Source organism: Heyndrickxia sp. NPDC080065 (genome assembly GCF_050281185.1).
GTDB lineage: Bacteria > Bacillota > Bacilli > Bacillales > Bacillaceae_C > Heyndrickxia.
Window position 1 is genome coordinate 1 of record NZ_JBNNWS010000006.1, and the last position, 18,577, is coordinate 18,577.

22 protein-coding genes and 1 pseudogene are annotated in these 18,577 nt (G+C 36.0%); 16 read left to right on the forward strand and 7 right to left on the reverse strand.

All coding sequences use genetic code 11. The features are described from left to right. Positions 1-190: 190 nt before the first annotated feature. Positions 191-652 (reverse strand): GNAT family N-acetyltransferase, encoded by a 462-nt coding sequence (locus ACQKP0_RS08140; RefSeq protein ID WP_427405335.1) that lies wholly within the window; start codon positions 650-652, stop codon positions 191-193. A gap of 136 nt (positions 653-788) precedes the next feature. Between ACQKP0_RS08140 and ACQKP0_RS08145 the strand changes: the two genes are divergently transcribed. The 9 genes and pseudogenes from ACQKP0_RS08145 (at position 789) to ACQKP0_RS08185 (ending at position 7,253) form a co-directional block, all read left to right on the forward strand. Next, positions 789-1,589, forward strand: coding sequence for an aminoglycoside adenylyltransferase domain-containing protein (locus ACQKP0_RS08145; protein ID WP_427405336.1), 801 nt, complete (start codon positions 789-791; stop codon positions 1,587-1,589). 121 nt (positions 1,590-1,710) lie between these two features. Beyond that, the gene (locus tag ACQKP0_RS08150; protein ID WP_427405337.1) at positions 1,711-2,709 is read left to right on the forward strand and encodes a zinc-dependent alcohol dehydrogenase family protein; all 999 of its coding nucleotides are present in this window, start codon (positions 1,711-1,713) and stop codon (positions 2,707-2,709) included. Continuing rightward, positions 2,696-3,673, forward strand: coding sequence for a nucleotidyltransferase domain-containing protein (locus ACQKP0_RS08155; RefSeq protein ID WP_427405338.1), 978 nt, complete (start codon positions 2,696-2,698; stop codon positions 3,671-3,673). The genes ACQKP0_RS08150 and ACQKP0_RS08155 overlap by 14 nt, the downstream gene beginning before the upstream one ends. 22 nt (positions 3,674-3,695) lie before the next feature. Continuing rightward, on the forward strand, positions 3,696-4,607 hold the full coding sequence (locus ACQKP0_RS08160; protein WP_427405339.1) for a phosphotransferase enzyme family protein: 912 nt from the start codon (positions 3,696-3,698) through the stop codon (positions 4,605-4,607). Next, positions 4,604-5,173: a nucleotidyltransferase family protein gene (locus ACQKP0_RS08165; RefSeq protein ID WP_427405340.1), complete on the forward strand. Its 570-nt coding sequence runs from the start codon at positions 4,604-4,606 to the stop codon at positions 5,171-5,173. Before ACQKP0_RS08160 ends, ACQKP0_RS08165 begins: the two co-directional genes overlap by 4 nt. A 12-nt stretch (positions 5,174-5,185) precedes the next feature. Continuing rightward, positions 5,186-5,416: a hypothetical protein gene (locus tag ACQKP0_RS08170; protein WP_427405341.1), complete on the forward strand. Its 231-nt coding sequence runs from the start codon at positions 5,186-5,188 to the stop codon at positions 5,414-5,416. Beyond that, on the forward strand, positions 5,416-6,177 hold the full coding sequence (locus ACQKP0_RS08175) for a kanamycin nucleotidyltransferase C-terminal domain-containing protein (protein WP_427405342.1): 762 nt from the start codon (positions 5,416-5,418) through the stop codon (positions 6,175-6,177). Before ACQKP0_RS08170 ends, ACQKP0_RS08175 begins: the two co-directional genes overlap by 1 nt. A gap of 247 nt (positions 6,178-6,424) precedes the next feature. After that, positions 6,425-6,892, forward strand: a pseudogene (locus ACQKP0_RS08180) (NUDIX hydrolase). A gap of 145 nt (positions 6,893-7,037) precedes the next feature. Next, complete coding sequence (locus tag ACQKP0_RS08185; protein WP_427405343.1) at positions 7,038-7,253, forward strand: cysteine-rich CWC family protein; 216 nt, start codon at positions 7,038-7,040, stop codon at positions 7,251-7,253. A gap of 96 nt (positions 7,254-7,349) precedes the next feature. Here ACQKP0_RS08185 and splB read toward each other — a convergent pair whose 3' ends face one another. After that, on the reverse strand, positions 7,350-8,378 hold the full coding sequence (gene splB, locus ACQKP0_RS08190; RefSeq protein ID WP_427405344.1) for a spore photoproduct lyase: 1,029 nt from the start codon (positions 8,376-8,378) through the stop codon (positions 7,350-7,352). Beyond that, entirely contained in the window at positions 8,371-8,628 is a 258-nt protein-coding gene (locus ACQKP0_RS08195; RefSeq protein ID WP_427405345.1) for a transcriptional regulator SplA domain-containing protein, read from the reverse strand. The genes splB and ACQKP0_RS08195 overlap by 8 nt, the downstream gene beginning before the upstream one ends. Before the next feature lie 213 nt (positions 8,629-8,841). Between ACQKP0_RS08195 and ACQKP0_RS08200 the strand changes: the two genes are divergently transcribed. Beyond that, positions 8,842-9,699 (forward strand): VOC family protein, encoded by an 858-nt coding sequence (locus tag ACQKP0_RS08200; protein WP_427405346.1) that lies wholly within the window; start codon positions 8,842-8,844, stop codon positions 9,697-9,699. Between the two features lie 37 nt (positions 9,700-9,736). Further along, positions 9,737-10,342 (forward strand): nitroreductase family protein, encoded by a 606-nt coding sequence (locus ACQKP0_RS08205; protein ID WP_427405347.1) that lies wholly within the window; start codon positions 9,737-9,739, stop codon positions 10,340-10,342. Between the two features lie 203 nt (positions 10,343-10,545). Here ACQKP0_RS08205 and ACQKP0_RS08210 read toward each other — a convergent pair whose 3' ends face one another. Together ACQKP0_RS08210 and ACQKP0_RS08215 are read right to left on the reverse strand one after the other, a co-directional pair. Continuing rightward, positions 10,546-11,625, reverse strand: a complete 1,080-nt coding sequence (locus ACQKP0_RS08210) for a nitric oxide synthase oxygenase (protein WP_427405348.1) — start codon at positions 11,623-11,625, stop codon at positions 10,546-10,548. Positions 11,626-11,849: 224 nt separating this feature from the next. Continuing rightward, positions 11,850-13,544 carry a M4 family metallopeptidase gene (locus ACQKP0_RS08215; RefSeq protein WP_427405565.1) on the reverse strand — a complete coding sequence of 565 codons (1,695 nt, stop codon included), beginning with the start codon at positions 13,542-13,544 and terminating at the stop codon, positions 11,850-11,852. A gap of 246 nt (positions 13,545-13,790) precedes the next feature. On the opposite strand from ACQKP0_RS08215, the gene ACQKP0_RS08220 reads away from it, so the two are divergent. From ACQKP0_RS08220 to ACQKP0_RS08230, 3 genes are all read left to right on the forward strand, one after another. Beyond that, positions 13,791-14,435: a DUF4047 domain-containing protein gene (locus ACQKP0_RS08220; RefSeq protein ID WP_427405349.1), complete on the forward strand. Its 645-nt coding sequence runs from the start codon at positions 13,791-13,793 to the stop codon at positions 14,433-14,435. Next, the gene (gene sipW, locus ACQKP0_RS08225) at positions 14,407-14,949 is read left to right on the forward strand and encodes a signal peptidase I SipW (RefSeq protein WP_427405350.1); all 543 of its coding nucleotides are present in this window, start codon (positions 14,407-14,409) and stop codon (positions 14,947-14,949) included. The genes ACQKP0_RS08220 and sipW overlap by 29 nt, the downstream gene beginning before the upstream one ends. A gap of 90 nt (positions 14,950-15,039) precedes the next feature. Further along, positions 15,040-15,639 carry a TasA family protein gene (locus tag ACQKP0_RS08230; RefSeq protein ID WP_427405351.1) on the forward strand — a complete coding sequence of 200 codons (600 nt, stop codon included), beginning with the start codon at positions 15,040-15,042 and terminating at the stop codon, positions 15,637-15,639. Positions 15,640-15,864: 225 nt separating this feature from the next. On the opposite strand, the gene ACQKP0_RS08235 is transcribed toward ACQKP0_RS08230, so the two are convergent. Together ACQKP0_RS08235 and ACQKP0_RS08240 are read right to left on the reverse strand one after the other, a co-directional pair. Next, positions 15,865-16,536, reverse strand: a complete 672-nt coding sequence (locus ACQKP0_RS08235) for a tetratricopeptide repeat protein (protein WP_427405352.1) — start codon at positions 16,534-16,536, stop codon at positions 15,865-15,867. Continuing rightward, entirely contained in the window at positions 16,520-17,107 is a 588-nt protein-coding gene (locus ACQKP0_RS08240; RefSeq protein ID WP_427405353.1) for a helix-turn-helix domain-containing protein, read from the reverse strand. The genes ACQKP0_RS08235 and ACQKP0_RS08240 overlap by 17 nt, the downstream gene beginning before the upstream one ends. Positions 17,108-17,384: 277 nt before the next feature. Here ACQKP0_RS08240 and ACQKP0_RS08245 point away from each other — a divergent pair, with 277 nt between their 5' ends. Both ACQKP0_RS08245 and ACQKP0_RS08250 read left to right on the forward strand, forming a co-directional pair. After that, positions 17,385-17,816: a DUF2935 domain-containing protein gene (locus ACQKP0_RS08245; RefSeq protein WP_427405354.1), complete on the forward strand. Its 432-nt coding sequence runs from the start codon at positions 17,385-17,387 to the stop codon at positions 17,814-17,816. A gap of 178 nt (positions 17,817-17,994) precedes the next feature. After that, entirely contained in the window at positions 17,995-18,486 is a 492-nt protein-coding gene (locus ACQKP0_RS08250; protein WP_427405355.1) for a hypothetical protein, read from the forward strand. Positions 18,487-18,577 lie beyond the last annotated feature (91 nt).

An 18,577-nucleotide genomic window follows, 5' to 3' on the forward strand; every position in this document is an offset into this window, starting at 1 on the left:
GCGGTCAATTTCGGGGTCCCTTTAGGGGCTTTGTTGGTAAAGTGCCCTTATAGGGCGAAATTAAAACCGCCGGTTCTACCGGCGGATACTTACTTCTAGATTAAGTAATATTTACATATAAAGGTTTCAAGGTGGCAATCTTCCAAATAAAGATAAGGTTTAACCCAATCATTATTACGAGTACTCTGTTCTAAACGGTTTTTACATATTCTATTAAGGTAAGTTTATCATTGATTTTATGTTCATCTATTTTTTTATAGCCTAGTTTCTCATAGAAATGCCGATTTCTAGCGTTATCTTTCGGTGTATTAAGACTCCACTTCTTTGCAGCTTTAAAAGAATCTTCAACTTGTTTCATGATTTCAGAACCAAATCCTTTGTTTTGGCAGGAAGGTTTTAGAAAAACTTGATGGATCCTATAATGCGTGTTTGATATCTTCATGATATTCATTCCACCTACAATTTTATCACCTTCATAAATTGTAAAATGAAATGAATGACGCAGCCTCCACATGAATTCTTCATAGGATTCGGTATATGGACTGGTTTGATAATCATGATATTTTTCAAAGTCTGATTTAAACGCTTCTTTTTGAATCGCAAACAATTCATCGGCATCCTGTTTTTTTGATCTTAGAATCTTTACATTCACCTTATTCACCCCTTTTCAATTTTTCAAATTATCATATGAATCATTGTTATTTGGGGTTCTATGGGTATTGGTTTAAATAAATGGAGTTGCAACATGATAAAATTAACAGTATAACCAGATATTATTAGGATGGGAGATGAATGAAGAATTGTCGGTTAATGAGTATTTAAAAAAGGTTACCTCATTATTTCAAAACCAGTTGGGATCTAATTTAATAGGAATATATTTGCATGGTTCATTAGCCATGGGGTGTTTTCACCCTGAACTGAGTGATGTCGATATATTAGTAGTTATAAAAGAAAGATTATCGAAGGAAAAAAAGAAAAATATCATTCAAGATATTTTACAATTGGAAGAGTATAAGTTGGAAATGAGTATTTTGCTAGAAAAGGACGTAGTAGATTTTAAGCACCCCACTCCATTCGAGCTGCATTATTCCCAAATGCATAGGGAGAGGTATTTACAAGCTGAAGATTACCTTTGTGCAGATAGCGTTGATCCAGATATAGCTGCCCACCTTGTAGTAACCTTTGAACGAGGGAAATGTCTATATGGTAAGCCAATTCGTGACGTATTGAAACCAATTGAAGGGGAATATTATCTTCAATCCATTCTTTTTGACATCGAGAATGCGGTTCAGGAAATCGTTCATAATCCAGTCTATTATACTCTCAATTTATGCAGAGTCTTTTTCTTTTTAACAGACGGTGTGGTTTCTTCTAAAAAAGAGGGGGGAGAATGGGGAATGAAGGTACTGCCTGATCGATATAAGGATCTTGTTTCAATAAGCTTGATCCAATACATTGAACCTACCTCAAAGTTGAACTGGGATAATGTGCTTTTAATAGAGTTTGCAGAGTATATGATAGAGGAAATCCAGAGTGGGACACGGGGTCAGGTCCATTGTCCCATTCCTAAAATTGAAAATTTTTTTTAGAAGATTAAAGGAACATTTAATAAATATATCGAAATTCAAAACATGTATTATCTAACTATGAACAGTTAATTTTAATTAGGGACCATCAAAATTTTTCCTACAAATAAAGGAGACACCATATTTGAAAGCAACATCAATTATGTTTCATGAGTTTGGAAATCCAGAAGAGGTTTTACGATTGGTCAATAAAAGTGTAAAACCGCCATCAACAGGAGAAATTCTTGTACGGATGAAAATGTCGCCAATCAACCCGTCTGATTTGATTCCGATAAGAGGGGCGTATGCACATCGAATTTCTTTGCCTACCATTCCAGGCTATGAAGGAGTTGGCGTGGTGGAGGAGGTCGGTCCATCTGTTTCCCAAGACTTAATTGGGAAACGCGTATTGCCTTTAAGGGGGGAAGGAACTTGGCAGGGCTTGGTACGGGCACCTGCGGAATTAGCTGTTCCGATTCCAGATTCGATAGAGGATCATATAGCTGCCCAATTATATATTAACCCGATGACCGCTTGGGTAACGTGTACAGAAATTTTAGAGCTGGGGCCGGGTGATGTGCTAGTAATGAATGCAGCTGGCTCAGCTATTGGACGGATTTTTGCCCAGCTATCTCAAATTATTGGATTTCAGTTTATTGCTGTCACGAGAAATAATCATTATACTGATGAACTGCTTCAACTAGGTGCAGCACATGTAATTGATACGTCAAATACATCGTTACAAGAAATGGTAATGGAACTTACGGATGGACGAGGAGCAAGTGCGGCAATTGATTCAATTGGAGGGACAGAGGGGACAAAGCTTGCCTTTTGTGTTCGGCCTAACGGGAACTTCCTAACAATCGGTCTATTATCGGGAATACCGATTCAATGGAAGAAAGTTTCTGAGAGTACAAAATTAAATATAAAGCTTTTTCATCTTCGTCATTGGAATGCAAAGGTTTCTGTACAAACATGGCAAGAAACCTTTCAAACCTTAATTCATTTAATAGAAAACAAAAGCCTTACACTTGGAGTTCCTGATTCATTTTATCCTATTGAAAAAGTAAAAAAAGCTGTTCGAGCAGCAGAATCTACTAGTAGAAATGGGATGAAGGTGTTTTTAACTTTTGGACTTGAATAATAGAAGTAAAGAATTAAGAACTAAAGCAATTGATTGGATGAAGACAATTGATGGAGATATACATTACTCGAGTATTGGAGGTTCCACTGCGAGAGGGGAGGCAGATGAATATAGTGATATTGATCTAGTGATTTATCTGGAAAATGATTCAACCATTGGGGAGCAAAACCTTATTTATGACGGTGAATTAATACAAATAGAAATGAAACATAGAAATGAATTGCCAGATAAGAATGATATCACTGCTTTCCCCTGGGACTACAGATTCTTGAATGAACTCCTTATAATGAGAGATGTTGATGGACGTTTTAAACAAATAAAAGGATGGGCAATGGAGTATTTTTCTTCGAAAGAAGGAAAAGCACAGGTTTTTAATCAAGTTGCAAAACTTGTAGCTGATCGAAATGGGTATGCCCTTAAGTATTTGAAAACAAATAAAATGTATTCAGCTTTACATGCAGCGTTAGGGGCAGGGGCAGAAGCTGCACTTTTATATCAATTTTTTGCATTTAATGATCTTTCAACAGGTACTTTAATCCGGAATATCGGAAAAATAAAGAGTCACTTTCATACCTTTCAAGCAGCAGCACCCTTTTCTATGAATATAGATCCATCAAAGGTGAGCGATACTCTTTCACATTATCGTGAATATTTAAGAAATCAAAATTATACATGTGATTTTGCGTTATCCAGGATTCAGGATCAACTGTTTGAAAGAAAAGCGAAAAGATTAATAGAATCTAAAGAAATTTATAATTTGTTGTGGCAAGCCTATGCAGAAGGTGTGTGGCTTTATTTTGAAACATGTAACGGAAAGGATTTTGAAAATTATTTCAATGAGCTGCCATCAGACATCCAAGAAGATTTATCCATCATCGGATTTGTTTCTTTATCAGAGGATAAAATCATGACTATTTGTCAATTAAGTGAGGAACTTTTGCAATTTGCTGATAGGTTGAAGTGATATAAGGGTTGGTGGAATGAAAATGCTAACAAAAGAGATAATCTTTAAACATTGGGGACTTATGGTTTCAGAAATAAAGCAGCTTTCAGAAAGGGCAGCCCTACTGCAGTCCAATGATGGAAGCCAATGGGTAATAAAAAGAAAGATGGGTGAGGATGCTGCCAAAAATGAACTCAAACTACTAATTTATTTAAATAAGCAAAAGATGAAGGTGCCTAGCCCTTTCCTTTCTATAAATGGCGATTATTTCGTCAATGTGGAAGAAGAGAAATACTGTCTATATAGCTATTTGCCTGGAAAAGTATTTAGTGCAAGTGAGAGTTTACAGCATCCACAGCTATTCGGAAAAACTTTAGCTGTTTTACATAAAGGAATGGACCAAGAAAAACTAGAGGCTGACTTCGTGAAAAAGGATCTTTACCAAATGGTCTACGGCTGGGCGGTTGATCAAATAGGAAAAGTCGACGATCATATACAGCTGAAAACGATTTTTCAAGAAATGGAGATGGAGCTTCGGGATAGAGTAGGGAACATAAAGAAGCAGTTAATCCATCGGGATGCTCATTTCAAAAACATGGTTTATTTCAAAGAGCAGGAAATGGGAATCATTGATTTTGAAATTGCAGAGGTCAATGTCCGAATATTTGATCTTTGCTATTGTGCGACAAGTGTACTGAATGAGATTTTTTTGGATAAAAGGTTAAAAGAGCAATGGATTCACTTTGTGGAAAAATTAGTCGATACCTATCATCAAAACAATCCTTTAAGTCAGCTAGAGTACGGTTCTATATGGTATGTCATGCTTTCTATTCAAGCCATTTTCATGGCGTATTTTGCACATATCCCACACTTATACAAAATCAATAAAGAAATGTTTCTGTGGATCTATGAGAAGAAGGAATTAATCTGTTCGTTGGAGGAATCAATAGGATGATAAAAACAGAGGAAGATATTATCCAAATGATTAAAGAGGATCAATGGATGATGGATATTTTACGAGCGGCAAAAACATTGCACCTGCCGGATTGGTGGGTATGTGCCGGGTTTGTTCGTTCAAAAATTTGGGATATGCTCCACGGTTTTCACAAACGAACACCATTGCAAGATGTCGATGTTATTTATTATGATCCTTCTCTTTTGGATGAAAAAGTCGAAAAAAATCTTGAAAACAAGCTTAAGAATTTGCTCCCCAATGTTCCATGGTCTGTTAAAAACGAAGCACGTATGCATGTAGTGAATCATATTCCTCCATATACATCAGCTGTAGATGCAATATGTAAATTTCCAGAAACAGCAACAGCATTAGGGGTAAAATTAAATGATGCGGATCAGATAGTGTTAACTGCTCCTTGCGGTTTGGAGGATGTTTTGAATATGAGAGTTCGTCCGACACCCTTTTTCAGTGAGGATAAAGATCAGGCTACCATTTATAAAGAGCGGATTTTGAAAAAGAATTGGAAAGCGATTTGGGATCAGGTGGATATTCAACATATTCGATAAGGGGGGGAAATGATGAAGTATTTATTCATTTCAATGATATTAGCAGGTGGATTAGGAATTATTTTAATCATGTTTGAACCAATTTTTGCTGGACTACTGGCATTTGGAATTGTCGGAGGATGTATATTTAGAGGTGTTTTTTTACTTGAAAAAATTAATAAAAAACTCACAGTTTTAGTACCTGATAAAAATAAAGTGATAGAAGCTTATGAAAAATATAAGGATGAAAAAGGAGAAATCTGATGTTAGCCTATCCAGTTGCCACGACAAGGGAAGAAAAATATAAAATGATCGAAGAAATCAAGGATAGATTACTAGCAAAATACGGAGAAAAGATTTTAGCGATTGGTGTATATGGATCCATCGGCCAAGAGAATGAAGGACCGTATTCAGATATTGAAATGCATGTCATTGTGGAAGATGGTTTAGAATTAAATGGATATGAATTCATATATGATAAATTTAAAATTGAAATAGGGATTGAACAGAAGAGTGAACTTTTTAAAGAAGCAGCTGAGGTGGATGATTCATGGGCAATAAAAGCTGGAGCTTTTGTTCATATTATCCCATTCTATGATCCAACGAATCTATTTTTAGAATTGAAAAAGCAGCCCTTTCAAGCTTCTGATTCAGTGTTTCGAGAAATCATGAGGGAATTCATGATCTGGGAACCATATGAAACGGTTGGAAAGATAAGAAACAACTATAGAAATAATAATTTTGATTATATAACATTAGGTGCAAAGGATTTAGCATGGCAAACAGCGAAACTAATTGGACTCGCCAATAAGCAATTTTTTACAACAAGAGCTAGGACATTCGAGGAGTCCTTACGGATGGAATCTAGGCCTAAGGGATATGAAGAATTGGTTCATCAAATGATGGCAGGAACTTTAACGGACAAGCAACATATCTATCAACTTTGTGAAAATTTGTGGACAGGTTTAAATGAGTGGTTTGAGGAATTAGGAATTGATTATAAGATAAAAGAGCTGCCTTTTTAAGGTGGGCATAATAAGCAAAGAAACTTCGCTAAAAACAAAAAAAGGCTGGAAGGTAACCATTATTCCTAATGACTTACCAACCAAAACCTTACCGTGCTTTCATTATATCGAAGTATGTCAAAATATGTCGACAAGTAAGTTATGGTTCTGTTGGTTTGTTTTTCCTGATGTTAAGATTGTTGGTGAAGGCAAAAAAATGATCAGATTGATAAATTCAATCTGATCAAAGGTCTGAGGAGGAACAAATATGGGATATATCATGGATCTTCGAAAGATGGTTGGGAGCAGACCACTTATTATGGCTGGTGCCAATGTTATTCTTATTGATAAGCAAGGGCGTGTATTATTTCAGCTGCGAAAGGATAATCAATGCTGAGGCTTTCCAGGTGGATCTATGGAGCCTGGAGAGACTTTGGAAGAGTTAGCGAATCGAGAATTGTTCGAAGAGACCGGACTTATTGCGACCCAGCTTTCGTTCTTTCATGTGTTTTCTGGAGAAGAATTTTACTATAAATATCCACATGGTGATGAAGTATATAATGTAGTCACTACATTTATTTGTACAGAATATGAAGGGGAATTGAAAATGGAAAGCGATGAAGTGACAGAATTACGCTTCTTTCCTCCAACTCAGATTCCTGAAAATATTAGTCCACCAGATCTTCCAATACTACGAGAATTTTTAAACCATTGGAGAAAAAATTATCAGGTTTAAATATTTCGTTTGTACGGGACGCGGGGTCGGGTCCATTGTCCCGTTTTGTTGTTTTTTACATGCAGGGAAAACCATTTTTCTGAGAAGGGTTGCCCTAATCCTAAGCTATTTTTTATTCATTAATATCCTAAGAGGAGAAAAAATTATGACAAAAGAATTCAATGAAGTAGAGAATTGCCCGCTTTGTGGTAAAAATAATAATTGTTGTTATTCTCAAGATAAGTCGTTAGGAATCTGTTGGTGCAGTGAAGAAGTATTTCCTAATGAAATTTTTGATCTAGTCCCACCAAAGGAGCTAAGAAAAACTTGTATATGTAAAAGCTGTCTAGAGAAATTTAAAAAGGAAGCTTTACCGCAATAACATCGGAATACGGATTAGCATGAATTGTTGATTTCATAATTGTTTTGAGGGATTTGCCTTCAGTAAAGAACCCCTCTTCAGGCAAATCTCCCTAAATTAAGTAAAGTATTCAATTTTCGATTCAGGAAAATACTGATGAATATATCCCCCTAATGTGTCTTTAATGTCCTCCTGCTCCTCATTTGTATAAACATATTTCCCAATTCCGTAGCGTCCCCATTTCCATTTTCGTTTCGATTCATCTAACTCGAGCTTAGTCATTGGATAGTTTTCTTGGATGACCCGTTTGGCTGGTTTTGTAAAGCGGTGTTGGATCATTTCGAAGGTTAGGTCTTTTTTTGCCATGGGTGGAAGGGCTGCTTCAAGTTTTTCAAACATTTCATGATATCCTGATTTCCATCCTTCATGTAAATAAATAGGAGCTACAATGAACCCTAATGGGTAGCCCGCTTCAGCAACCTTAACCGCTGCCTCGATTCTTTCATTCAATCTTGATGTGCCAGGCTCAAAAAATTTAATAATGTAATCATCATTGATACTGAAGCGGAATCGAGTTCTTCCGTTATGCTTAGCATCAAGGAGATGATCAACATGTGCAAACTTTGTGACAAAGCGAAGTCTTCCGTATTTAGATTCCCCGAAGTACTCTATAGCTTTCTTTAATGTATGTGTAAGATGGTCGACACCAACGATATCAGATGTACAGGAGGCTTCAAAACGGGTAGGCTCTGGTGCTCGTTCTTTCATATACTCCTCAGCGGCATCAAGAATTTCGTCGACATTCACATATGTCCGAATATATGGCTTGCTCCCCATTGTTGTTTGCAAGTAGCAATAGTGACAATGACCCATACATCCAGTAGCAAAAGGTATAGCGTATTCGGCTGAAGGCTTGGATGTATCAAATTTTAATGTTTTTCTTATACCAACAACGAGTGTTGATTTAGCCATTCGATATTTTTGAAAATGATTTTCCCCCGGTAAGTTTCGAATTTGATTATGGGAAGTTGTTTGACGAATTTCAATTCCCATTTGTTCAAATTTAGCAATGAGCTCTCTCCCTAATGAGTAATCCAGTGCCTTTGGTTCAACATAAACGAGCTGAGGAACAAATGGTTTAACCATAGAAATCCTCAATCATAGGTAAGCCAAATGCTTCCTGATATGCTTGCTCAGCTTCATCCTCCGACTTGTACACGGCAAATTCATCAGAATATGGATAATAGGTCTCATGTAAAAAGAGTGCTAATTCATTAGGGTTATCTGGATTTTGTACCACTGCTGCTTGTTGTACATTAGCTACATCCTGTGCATGGGGGTTACGGATAATGACATAGACCACTTCACCTGCTCTAATGCTTGGAGTAGTATCCATCATCTCACCTAGCTTTCATAAAGTTTCCTTTTCATTATTTCTTAATCCAGTGTTTTTTATGTTTATTAAGGGAAAATATTAATAATGTAAACTTTAGCTTTACGGTTTTTATTAGAAAAAAAACAATCTAATTACTTGACTAATGTAAGTTTAAAAAATATAATAACTTACATAAAGTAACTTGTTATTTCTTTTAGGAGGTACCCATCCATTATGGAATTTCATCAAAGTCCTCATACATTCGTTGATCAGGTTTATTTAAAGGTTTCCAATTTGGAACGCTCACTTGAGTTTTATCGAAATATCATTGGATTTCAAATTTTAAAGCAAGAAGAAAGAAAAGCACTTTTAACGGCTGATGGAAAAAATCCGCTGTTAATCATTGAACAGCCTGAACATGTGACTCCAAAGCAAGGAAGAACGACTGGGTTGTATCATTTTGCTCTTCTATTGCCAACTCGAGCTGACTTAGCTGCTGTATTACAGCACTTTATTCAAGTCGGTTATCCGTTACAAGGAGCATCTGATCATTTAGTTAGTGAAGCCTTATATTTAGCCGATCCAGATGGGAATGGAATAGAAATATACGCGGACCGTCCTGCTTCTACCTGGGATTGGGAAAATGGAGAAGTAAAGATGGTGACTGATCCAATTGATGTTCGTGGATTATTAGCAGAAGGACAAGGGAAAAAATGGACTGGCCTTCCTGCGAGTACATTAATGGGACATATTCACTTACATGTATCTGAATTGCAAAAGACGAAAGAGTTTTATTGCGATGGTCTAGGTTTTGATGTGGTCTCTAGGTATGGAAATCAGGCCCTATTTATCTCGACTGGCGGTTATCATCATCATATCGGATTAAATACATGGAATGGTGTTGGGGCACCTAAGCCTGCAGAAAATAGTGTTGGATTAAAATGGTTTACACTTGTTTTTCCGAATGAGGAAGCAAGGAATAAAGTAATGGATCAATTGCAAAGAATACATGTGATGGTCAAAAAAGAAGATGAATGTTACTTTACAGAAGACCCTTCAGGGAATCGTATAAAATTATCGGTTAAACGGTAATTTTTCATAAATATTTAACAACAAGGAGACAAACAAAATGACAAACAAAAATGATTTTTATTCAGCAATCGAAAATAGACGTTCTATCTATGGAATCAGTTCTGAAGCAGTTGTATCAAATGAAAGAATTCAAGAAGTAATCAACCATGCTGTAAAACATACACCTTCATCTTTCAATTCACAAAGTGCGAGAGTGGTTGTTTTAACAGGTGAAAACCATACAAAATTATGGAGCATTACAACAGAAACATTGAAAAAAGTGGTTCCTGCTGAAAACTTCGGACCAACTCAAGATAAAATGAATGCTTTTGGTAGTGGCTATGGTACAGTATTATTCTTTGAAGACAATGGAGTCATTGAATCACTTCAAGAACAATTTGCAGCATATGCAGACAATTTCCCACTTTGGTCATTACAATCAAATGGTATGCTTCAATATGTAATCTGGACATCTTTAGAGCTAGAAGGATTCGGAGCAACATTACAACACTACAACCCACTTATCGATGACGAAGTGAAAAAAGAATGGAACATCCCAAGCAACTGGAAACTACTTGCTCAAATGCCATTCGGAAAACCAACAGCTCCAGCTGGCCAAAAAGAATTCAAACCACTAGAAGACCGCGTAAAATTCTATAACTAAGTCGGTTATGGTGTCAGGCACCGTTCGTGGACAAATTGGTTATTTTTCCACCTGACGTGGACAGTGTGATGACTTAAATTTTATAACGAATGAATAAAGCATACAGATGTTAGTCTGTATGCTTTATTTGTGGGACGAGGGACCAGACCCTCTGTCCCAATCGAGAAGAAAGAAAATAAAGACAGTGGGACAGGGACCTGTCCCTAATACGGTGATTTTTGATAAAAATAGTTTGGTTTTTTAATTTCGTTTTTGTATGGTTTATGGTAAATATGTGTGGTAGCAGGCGCTAATGGGGGAATGAGCCAGACCCAATTACCAGTTACCGGTCTTCCTTTTTCTACTTCTATTTCCTCAAATCGTTTGAACTGATGGGCAGCTGTATGGTGGTCGACAATACTGACGCCATCTTCCTTAAAGGAATGTAAAACAGCAGTATTTAATTCTAGCAGTGCTCGATCTTTCCAAAGAGAGGCATTTGTTTTTGTATTTAATCCCATTAAATTTCCTATTCGCGGGAGCATATTATATCGAGATTCATCAGCCAAATTTCGTGCGCCTACCTCAGTCCCCATATACCAGCCGTTAAAGGGAGCGGCAGAATAAGAAATTCCACCAATTTCTAGCCTCATACTCGAGATAATAGGTACCCCATACCATTTCAGATGCAAATCTTCAAACCATTTATATTGAGGATGGCGAATTGGAACTTCAAGAATGAGCTCATTTGGTATATCAAAAAGTTTTGGCGAATGGTCATTCACTTGAATGACTAAGGGTAAAACATCGAAATGTCCGCCTTTTCCTTTCCAGCCTAGCTTTTGACACACTTCTGTAAAATCCAAGGAATCTGGATCACCGATAACGCCATCTTCCGTTTGATAACCAGCATAACGAATCAATTGATGATTCCATATTCGTATAGAATGATCAGCAGCTTTTGGTGAAAATATAGTGATAGTAGGACGAATACGGCCATTATTTGTCGCGAATTCAATGTGTTCAAGCAATGCTTCAAAGATTTCTTCCTCTGTCCGAACATGTCTTTTATCAATAACCTTTAAATTTTCCCAAAATAATCTACCGATACAACGATTACTATTTCGCCATGCCATTTTTGCCCCATAGTCTAGTTCATCAAATGTATGTTCATAATAACCCTGTTCTTGTATTTCTTTTTGGATTTCATTCAATCTATTTTCTATCTGTTTTTCCGATTTATTTATTTCCGAATAATAAGTTCGGATAAAATCCTCTGCTTCTATCAGTACATCCTTTATCAAAAGGGGATCCTCCTGTAGTAGAAAATATTCTAATATAATCATAAAGGAATCTAAGTAAGTGAAACAAGGTAGACTGAGCGAAATATATGTTAAATTCATGACTAAAGCAATAATAAAAAGCCAACGTAAAGTTGGCTCAAGATTTGGGCTATAAATAGAAAATTGCGTGCAAACAAAAAAGTACCTACACCGAATGTGCAGGTACCAATATGGACTACGTTTTATTAATAGACCCCTACCGCATCGTAAGCATCGTTTATGGCTTGTACTTCTGCGGATGGTGCTCCATTTTTGTCAGGATAAAGGTCTCTTGCTGCTTGAGTCATGGCCTGACGCATTTGGCTAAAGTCAGAAGATGATGTTAAATAAAGTGTTAGGGCACGATAGAAGATTTTTTCTGCTTTCGCCTTTCCGATTCCTTGGACAGTTACTCCGTAATGTGTGCCTCCTTGAGTGAGGAGATAAGCAGCTTTATTATTAATACTGCTGTTGACATGTACCCCACCATGATCTTGATCTCCTAGATAACGCTGACTATAATGATCTGGATAATATCCTGATTCTGTATAACCTCCGATATAAACAGATGCTGGATCACTCAATGAGCGTAGTCCATCACCAGGTATATCAGGGGTCCAAATATCTTCACCCATTAACCATAATCCTTCATCTGTTTTGTTTTCAATGAAGGAGCCCATGATATCCGCTAGTGATTCATTAAGTGCACCAGATTCACCTTCATATTCTAAGTCGGCTGTGTTGCTAATTACCCCATGTGTCATTTCATGTCCAATAACATCTAAACCGCCGGAAAGAGAAATCATTCTTTGACCATCACCATCACCGTATAACATTTGCTTTCCATTCCAAGCGGCATTATTCCACTTATCGCCGATATGGACGGATGAAATGATTTTCATGCCTTTGTCGTCTAAGGAATTGCGTTTAAAAGTCTTTTGATAATAATCGTAAACTTTTTCAGCGTTAATATGGGCTGAAACAGCTGCAGGATCATAGAAGAAGTTAGAAGGACTCTTCACCTCATCTCCCGTGTAACCTAGTAGTGCAGAAAGAATAATAAATATATCTGTACCAAGGTGCATCGCATTAAACGTATGAACACCTTTTGAACGTGTTCCGTCAAATAAATAGTGTGCTCCAGTATTTGGATCTTTGACCGCTTGGAATGTTTGCAGCTTGCCGAAGATATCCATTCCTCTAGCTTGAACAGGGTCAGGATTCTCTGGAAGTGCTTCTTGAATCGCGTTGAAGCTGTGAATAATGTTTCCATTTGTTGCATCGATAAAATAATGCCAATATCCAGGTTCTGGTTTAGACGTAGATGCTTTGATTACATAAGCTAGATAATTTTTCCCCTTATATGGATAAATCATTAAATCTGAATCGATATCTCCATCATAGTAATTAACTTCCCCAATTTGTTCCTCAATGTTTTGCTTTGCTACTTGGATCGCTTCATCCTTTGATACTGTAGCAGTTGTTGGAATGACAGCGCGTGCTAAGTTAGGTGTTACTTTACCGAAAAAGGCAAAGACATTATTGTCTTTATCTAGTGCGGTCGTTTGAGCAGATCCATAAATCGGAATCCCATTGTATTGTTCGACCGTTCGGAAATGGGTGGTATTTGTGTTACTATCCACTTGTTCTTTAACAATTTTAAACTGGTCTTTTGCATTGCCAGTTGATTTAAACAGACTCGCTTTTGATTGCAGGAATGCATATAAAGCTTCCTGTTTGCTCACCCCCTCAGGAGCCTTCCATAATCCAATGATGGATGATGGAGTTTTTAATTGTTGATCATACTTTACTTTTTCTGCAGCAAAAGTATGGTTCAATGGGAAAGCTAATCCCCCGAATGTAAGTGAAGCAGCTAATACAGCAGGAATGACCTTCTTCATTTTTTTCTTTTTCTTTTTCAACCTAATCACCTCTCCGTAATTTTTTGAATTCTCCATCATTATTCTGAATTTTCTACGAACAGTCAATTGGGTTATTTTTATCTATATTTTTCATGACTTTCTTTCATTTTTGGAAAAATTAAGGCCGTAATTTTAACTATTTTCATAGAAAATAACCCAATTTACAATATTCGGATTATTCAGTAGTATGGACACAAATTAGAAGTTGTATAAAGGAGAGTGGGGATGAGTAGAAAATATCATAAAGTTGTATTTCCTTGCCTATGCTGTCTTTCGTTTTATTTAGGAACACAAATAATAGGGGAAACAGAAGCATCGTTTTCAAGTCAAACATCTTTAGAAAAAATAACCATTACGACGGCTTTTGTGTTTCCATCCACTATTAAAGATCTAAAGAATCGAGCAAAGAAAACAGTCAAACAAATCCAACAAAGCTTTGAAAGAATCGACCTGACTTCTAAGAATCTTTCCATAAAAGAAATAAAAGAAAAGCTTGCTAGAATTTCACAAACCAAGGGTCAAATTGAAGAGTTTTACAAAATATATGATGAACTGAGTCGTTATTATCAACAAGTTCAAAAACAAAAAGATGGTAATCATACATTCAATTATGTGAGTGATGGCTTTAAAAACGTGGATATGCTGAAAAGGGACAAAAAGTTATCGAGTTACTCTCGTCGTATTGAAGCAATAAGTGTTTCCTTAAGGGAACAGATTGAAAAACTAGAAAAACAGGAAACACAAGTTCCGCAAAAAAAGAGGAAACCGCAGGATTCACAAGAAGAAAAAAAGAATCAGGAAACGCCAATTCTACAAGATGATGAGCAGGGGGTGAAAAAAAGTGAAGAAAGTGATTCGCCTGGTAAGTAAGGCTATAAGTGGGTTTGTCTTACTATTATTATGCTGCTTAGTTATTCTAGTTCTCTCTTCTAAAGCTTCTGGAGGTGAGCCAACCATTTTGGGTTGTCAAGTGAAGGTAGTCCTATCAGGTTCAATGGAACCAACCTTTCAAACAGGTTCGATCATTGCTATTAAACTGGCAGACAGTGGGGCTACATACACGAAGGGGGATGTCATTACTTTTCGCGATGAAGAAAAACTCATTACACACAGAATTATAGAAGTGAAGAAAGTGAATGGACAAGTCTTGTACAAAACGAAGGGAGATAATAATAACGCTCCTGATACAAATCCTGTTGTTGCACAAAATGTGGTTGGAAAATATACAAGCTTCACAGTTCCATACGCAGGATATTTAGTAAACTATGCAACGTCTAAAGCAGGATCGGCACTTTTATTAATAATACCTGGCCTATTATTAGTACTTTCTGCAGCTCGTTCCTTAATCGGTACGATGAAAGAGATAGAAACAAAGAATGCGTAATCAATTTAGTATTTACTCTTATGTATCAAATGAAGGATAGGTAAGAGATGAATAGATATTTTTCAAAATATATATTGGGGAGGAATTCAAATGAGTTTAACAAAGAAGGTAACAAAAGGTTTAATGACAGCAGCATTAGGTTTTTCATTAATTGGAGGGGGAACATTTGCGTACTTTAGTGATAGCGTAGCCACAAATAACACCTTTGCAGCAGGTACATTAGATTTATCTGTGAATCCTGAGGCTGTAGTGAATATTAACAACATTAAACCAGGGGATGAAATTAAGCGTGAATTTATGTTGACGAATAATGGAACGTTAAATATTTCAAAAGTATTATTGAATACGAAGTATACTGTAAATGATGCGAAGCTGGATGGAAAAGATAATACAGAGGATATGGCGAAGCATATAAAAGTAACGATTCTTTATAACCAAAATACTGCAAGTGCACCAGTGATTGAGACAACATTATATGATTTGCAAAATCAAACTCCAGATCTGACCCAAATTGATACACTAACAGGACCGAAGCCAGATGGACTTACTCCAGGAGAGAAAAATAAGATGATTGTTCTCTTTGAATTTAAGGATAACGGACAAGACCAAAATCAGTTCCAAGGAGATTCTCTGCAGGTTGAATGGAAGTTCAATGCTGAACAAGAAGCAGGTTCTTTAAGTGAAGGCTAATATGAAAGTTGTTAAGTAGTTATAAGGGCTACTTATATTGGTAGGAAATTGGCCAGGTAAAATGGCATTCATACATAGAAGCCATTTTTACCTGGCTTTGATTTACGTTAAAATGTAATCCTTCACTTATTTAAGTTTTAACAAGCTTTACCTTGGAGGCTATATAATTATGCCATGGAGTGAAACTTCCTTGGTAAAAAGTATTTTTACTTGAATTGTTCCCAATTAAATCATCCTCATAAAAGTATTTGAAATATGAAAAGCCTTTAAAGGTTGTTCCGTCTCTACATAATGGTTATACATCTTTTTTCCAAAAATGTTGATCCATCGAACATGGTTGTTTAATTTGAAATAGGGGAGAGCTCTTTTTTCTAGATAGCTGTAATATTCATCTAGTTTATTTTCAATATTTAATAAAAGAAGTTTAAATACTATATTGTACATCCGATTATCCAGTTTTTTAGCAAGTGATATCCCTTCACGAGCTTTTTTTAACAAAACCGATTTCTTTAATAGATTGCCTTCAAATGAAGTATTTACATAGTTATATAGACGCTTGAGATAGAGCATCGATGACTTTTCTGCTATACGAAGCGCTTCATCATAATATTTCTGAGCTTTTGCATATTCCTTTCTTTTATAGTACTCTAACCCGAGGTTATTCAGAAACATCCCTTTTTTATTGAGAGCGCCTAATATTTCACTGTCATGAATTAGATTTTGATAACGTTCTTCTATCCATTGGAAATCAAGGTTTGTATCCTTTCCAATCTGTAGAAGTATAAGAGATTCTGCGTTAAAAGCTTGTAGAAAATTGTTCGTTTTCTTGAAATGTTTTAGTGCTTTTTCTGCATAAACATAGGCCATAAGTTCTGATTCATTAATAATGATAGGCAACGGCTAAATCATAATAATATTCCGGATTTCCATAGATATCTATATCGATTTTTTTTAAGACCTCAATCGCTTTTAGCTGGTTTTCGCTATTTGGTTGATGAAATAGATAATGGATACCCATAATGTGCCATAGTAAGTTTTTTTCATATGGTGGAAGATCTGGATGATTGTTTTTGACATGCTGCACAATTTGGTATGCTTTTTTTCCATCTTGATGCAAAAGGTAATATCTAGCCTCTAATAGATGAAAAAATGCAGCAAATTTGGAGGCACTGATGAAAGGGAATGATTCAATCGTTTCTTTGATTTTTTCAACAGTCTCCATTCTTTGCATAATCATCGCATTATGCCAGTAATGGAGCTGTTTCTCAATATTATGAAAAGATTCAATTTCTTTTTGAATATCAATTTGTAGGCGATCTGAAAACATCGCAATAATTTCGGATGAATAAGCAGTTTTCCCATGTTCAATCTTACTTACATGTGTGGCTGTACAAATTCCAATACCTAATTGCGCTTGTGTAAGACCATTCCTTTCTCGGTAATATTTGATGATTTCCCCCACTTGCATATATATTTCCCTCCCTTATGTCGTTATTTTTATAGTTTGATCTTATTAAGGGAATCTCCTTTAAAAGTAATAATAGTCAGTAGAATAATCCTATATATATCAAAGAATTTTCGTTTTACAGGTGACTTTGGAGGTGTACTCTCAATTCAATGGAAGGACTAAAGTTCTAGATCACATGTGTAATAAGGAAAAACTAAAATCACAACAGGATGAGTTCTTTTCAAACATTTTTCTTAATAAGCTTTATATAAGGAAAATAAGTGAAAGGGATGATTGCATGCAATATTATTATGGAACTCAGATGCCTCTTAGGGTATTAGATGAGTGCGAGTTTTGGAAGCAGCAAGAAGAAGAGCATACGATCGTGATCCGGGAGCTGGTAAAAGAGTTAGAAACGGAAAATGTTGAGGCATTGTTAGAGTGGGAAAAATCCTTTACTGAAGCTCATAATCGGGTAGTTCGGTTTATCGAAACGACCATTCGCACAACGGGAACCTTCACTTATGAATTGTATCGGGACTTGACGAAGCTAGTGTCTTATTGTTTGGAACAAAGTGTTCAGTTCATTGATTTTTGCAATAAACTGATTGAAGAGAGTGAACCGATTAAAGATAATCCAACAGCGAAAGTAGTTCTGAAGCACATCATTCGCGAATCGGAATATTTTGTAGGTATCGCACAAGCGGTTTTATATAGTAAATCCATCTAGCGGGGGGCTGACATTATCAGTCCTTTTTCTATTAATCCGTGGTAATGTGAGGGCGCGTTTCTTAGTAGTAACAGTGCACCATAGAATTCATTAGGACCAACATTTTTTATTTAACAAAGCTTATCTGGGAGGTATGTTAATGGGAAAAATGGAGAAGTTATAAAAAAGGAGCAAAGATATGGTAGGTTTAATTATTGCAATCATTATTTTTAATTTTATAGCATTTAAAAATATCAAGAAAAGGCTAACCACCAATCAAATTATCCATATTTGTGTATTTACTATCGCCTTTCAAACGTCCTTTGATATTTTTATTGAGATGAAATATCATGGCTATTGGTATTTTTCGAAAGGGATAGAGTATTCAGATCTTATTGCCCATCTTTTTGTTGTTCCACCCGTCAATTTGATGTTTCTTAAATGGTATCCATTCCGTTCTAAGTTTTGGAAGCTATTTCTATATTACGTTTTATGGGAAATAGTAACTCTGTTATATGAGCTAGTGGCCTTGCTTCCAGAGCCATGGGGTTATTTTCATTACGGATGGTGGAATGTATGGCATACACTGATTATAAATCCTATACTATTCATTATTTTAAGAAGTTATTATAAATGGATTGTGAAAAAAGAAAAAGAAGCAGTGGAGCATTACCGAAGAGGAACAATATGAAAAAAACACAATTATGTACTCTATTCTTACCATTTTACATATTGGACTATTTATATCTTAATAAAAAAAGTAACCATGGCCTCTCATCATC

Coding starts and splice junctions, on each gene's coding strand:
- splB (WP_427405344.1), bottom strand. CDS start 8,378: ATGGTTAAACCATTTGTTCCTCAGCTCGTTTATGTTGAACCAAAGGCA.
- ACQKP0_RS08215 (WP_427405565.1), bottom strand. CDS start 13,544: ATGAAGAAGGTCATTCCTGCTGTATTAGCTGCTTCACTTACATTCGGG.
- ACQKP0_RS08195 (WP_427405345.1), bottom strand. CDS start 8,628: ATGGATACTACTCCAAGCATTAGAGCAGGTGAAGTGGTCTATGTCATT.
- ACQKP0_RS08165 (WP_427405340.1), top strand. CDS start 4,604: ATGATAAAAACAGAGGAAGATATTATCCAAATGATTAAAGAGGATCAA.
- ACQKP0_RS08160 (WP_427405339.1), top strand. CDS start 3,696: ATGCTAACAAAAGAGATAATCTTTAAACATTGGGGACTTATGGTTTCA.
- ACQKP0_RS08205 (WP_427405347.1), top strand. CDS start 9,737: ATGACAAACAAAAATGATTTTTATTCAGCAATCGAAAATAGACGTTCT.
- ACQKP0_RS08250 (WP_427405355.1), top strand. CDS start 17,995: ATGGTAGGTTTAATTATTGCAATCATTATTTTTAATTTTATAGCATTT.
- ACQKP0_RS08245 (WP_427405354.1), top strand. CDS start 17,385: ATGCAATATTATTATGGAACTCAGATGCCTCTTAGGGTATTAGATGAG.
- ACQKP0_RS08145 (WP_427405336.1), top strand. CDS start 789: ATGAATGAAGAATTGTCGGTTAATGAGTATTTAAAAAAGGTTACCTCA.
- ACQKP0_RS08175 (WP_427405342.1), top strand. CDS start 5,416: ATGTTAGCCTATCCAGTTGCCACGACAAGGGAAGAAAAATATAAAATG.
- ACQKP0_RS08200 (WP_427405346.1), top strand. CDS start 8,842: ATGGAATTTCATCAAAGTCCTCATACATTCGTTGATCAGGTTTATTTA.
- ACQKP0_RS08220 (WP_427405349.1), top strand. CDS start 13,791: ATGAGTAGAAAATATCATAAAGTTGTATTTCCTTGCCTATGCTGTCTT.
- ACQKP0_RS08240 (WP_427405353.1), bottom strand. CDS start 17,107: ATGCAAGTGGGGGAAATCATCAAATATTACCGAGAAAGGAATGGTCTT.
- ACQKP0_RS08170 (WP_427405341.1), top strand. CDS start 5,186: ATGAAGTATTTATTCATTTCAATGATATTAGCAGGTGGATTAGGAATT.
- ACQKP0_RS08230 (WP_427405351.1), top strand. CDS start 15,040: ATGAGTTTAACAAAGAAGGTAACAAAAGGTTTAATGACAGCAGCATTA.
- ACQKP0_RS08185 (WP_427405343.1), top strand. CDS start 7,038: ATGACAAAAGAATTCAATGAAGTAGAGAATTGCCCGCTTTGTGGTAAA.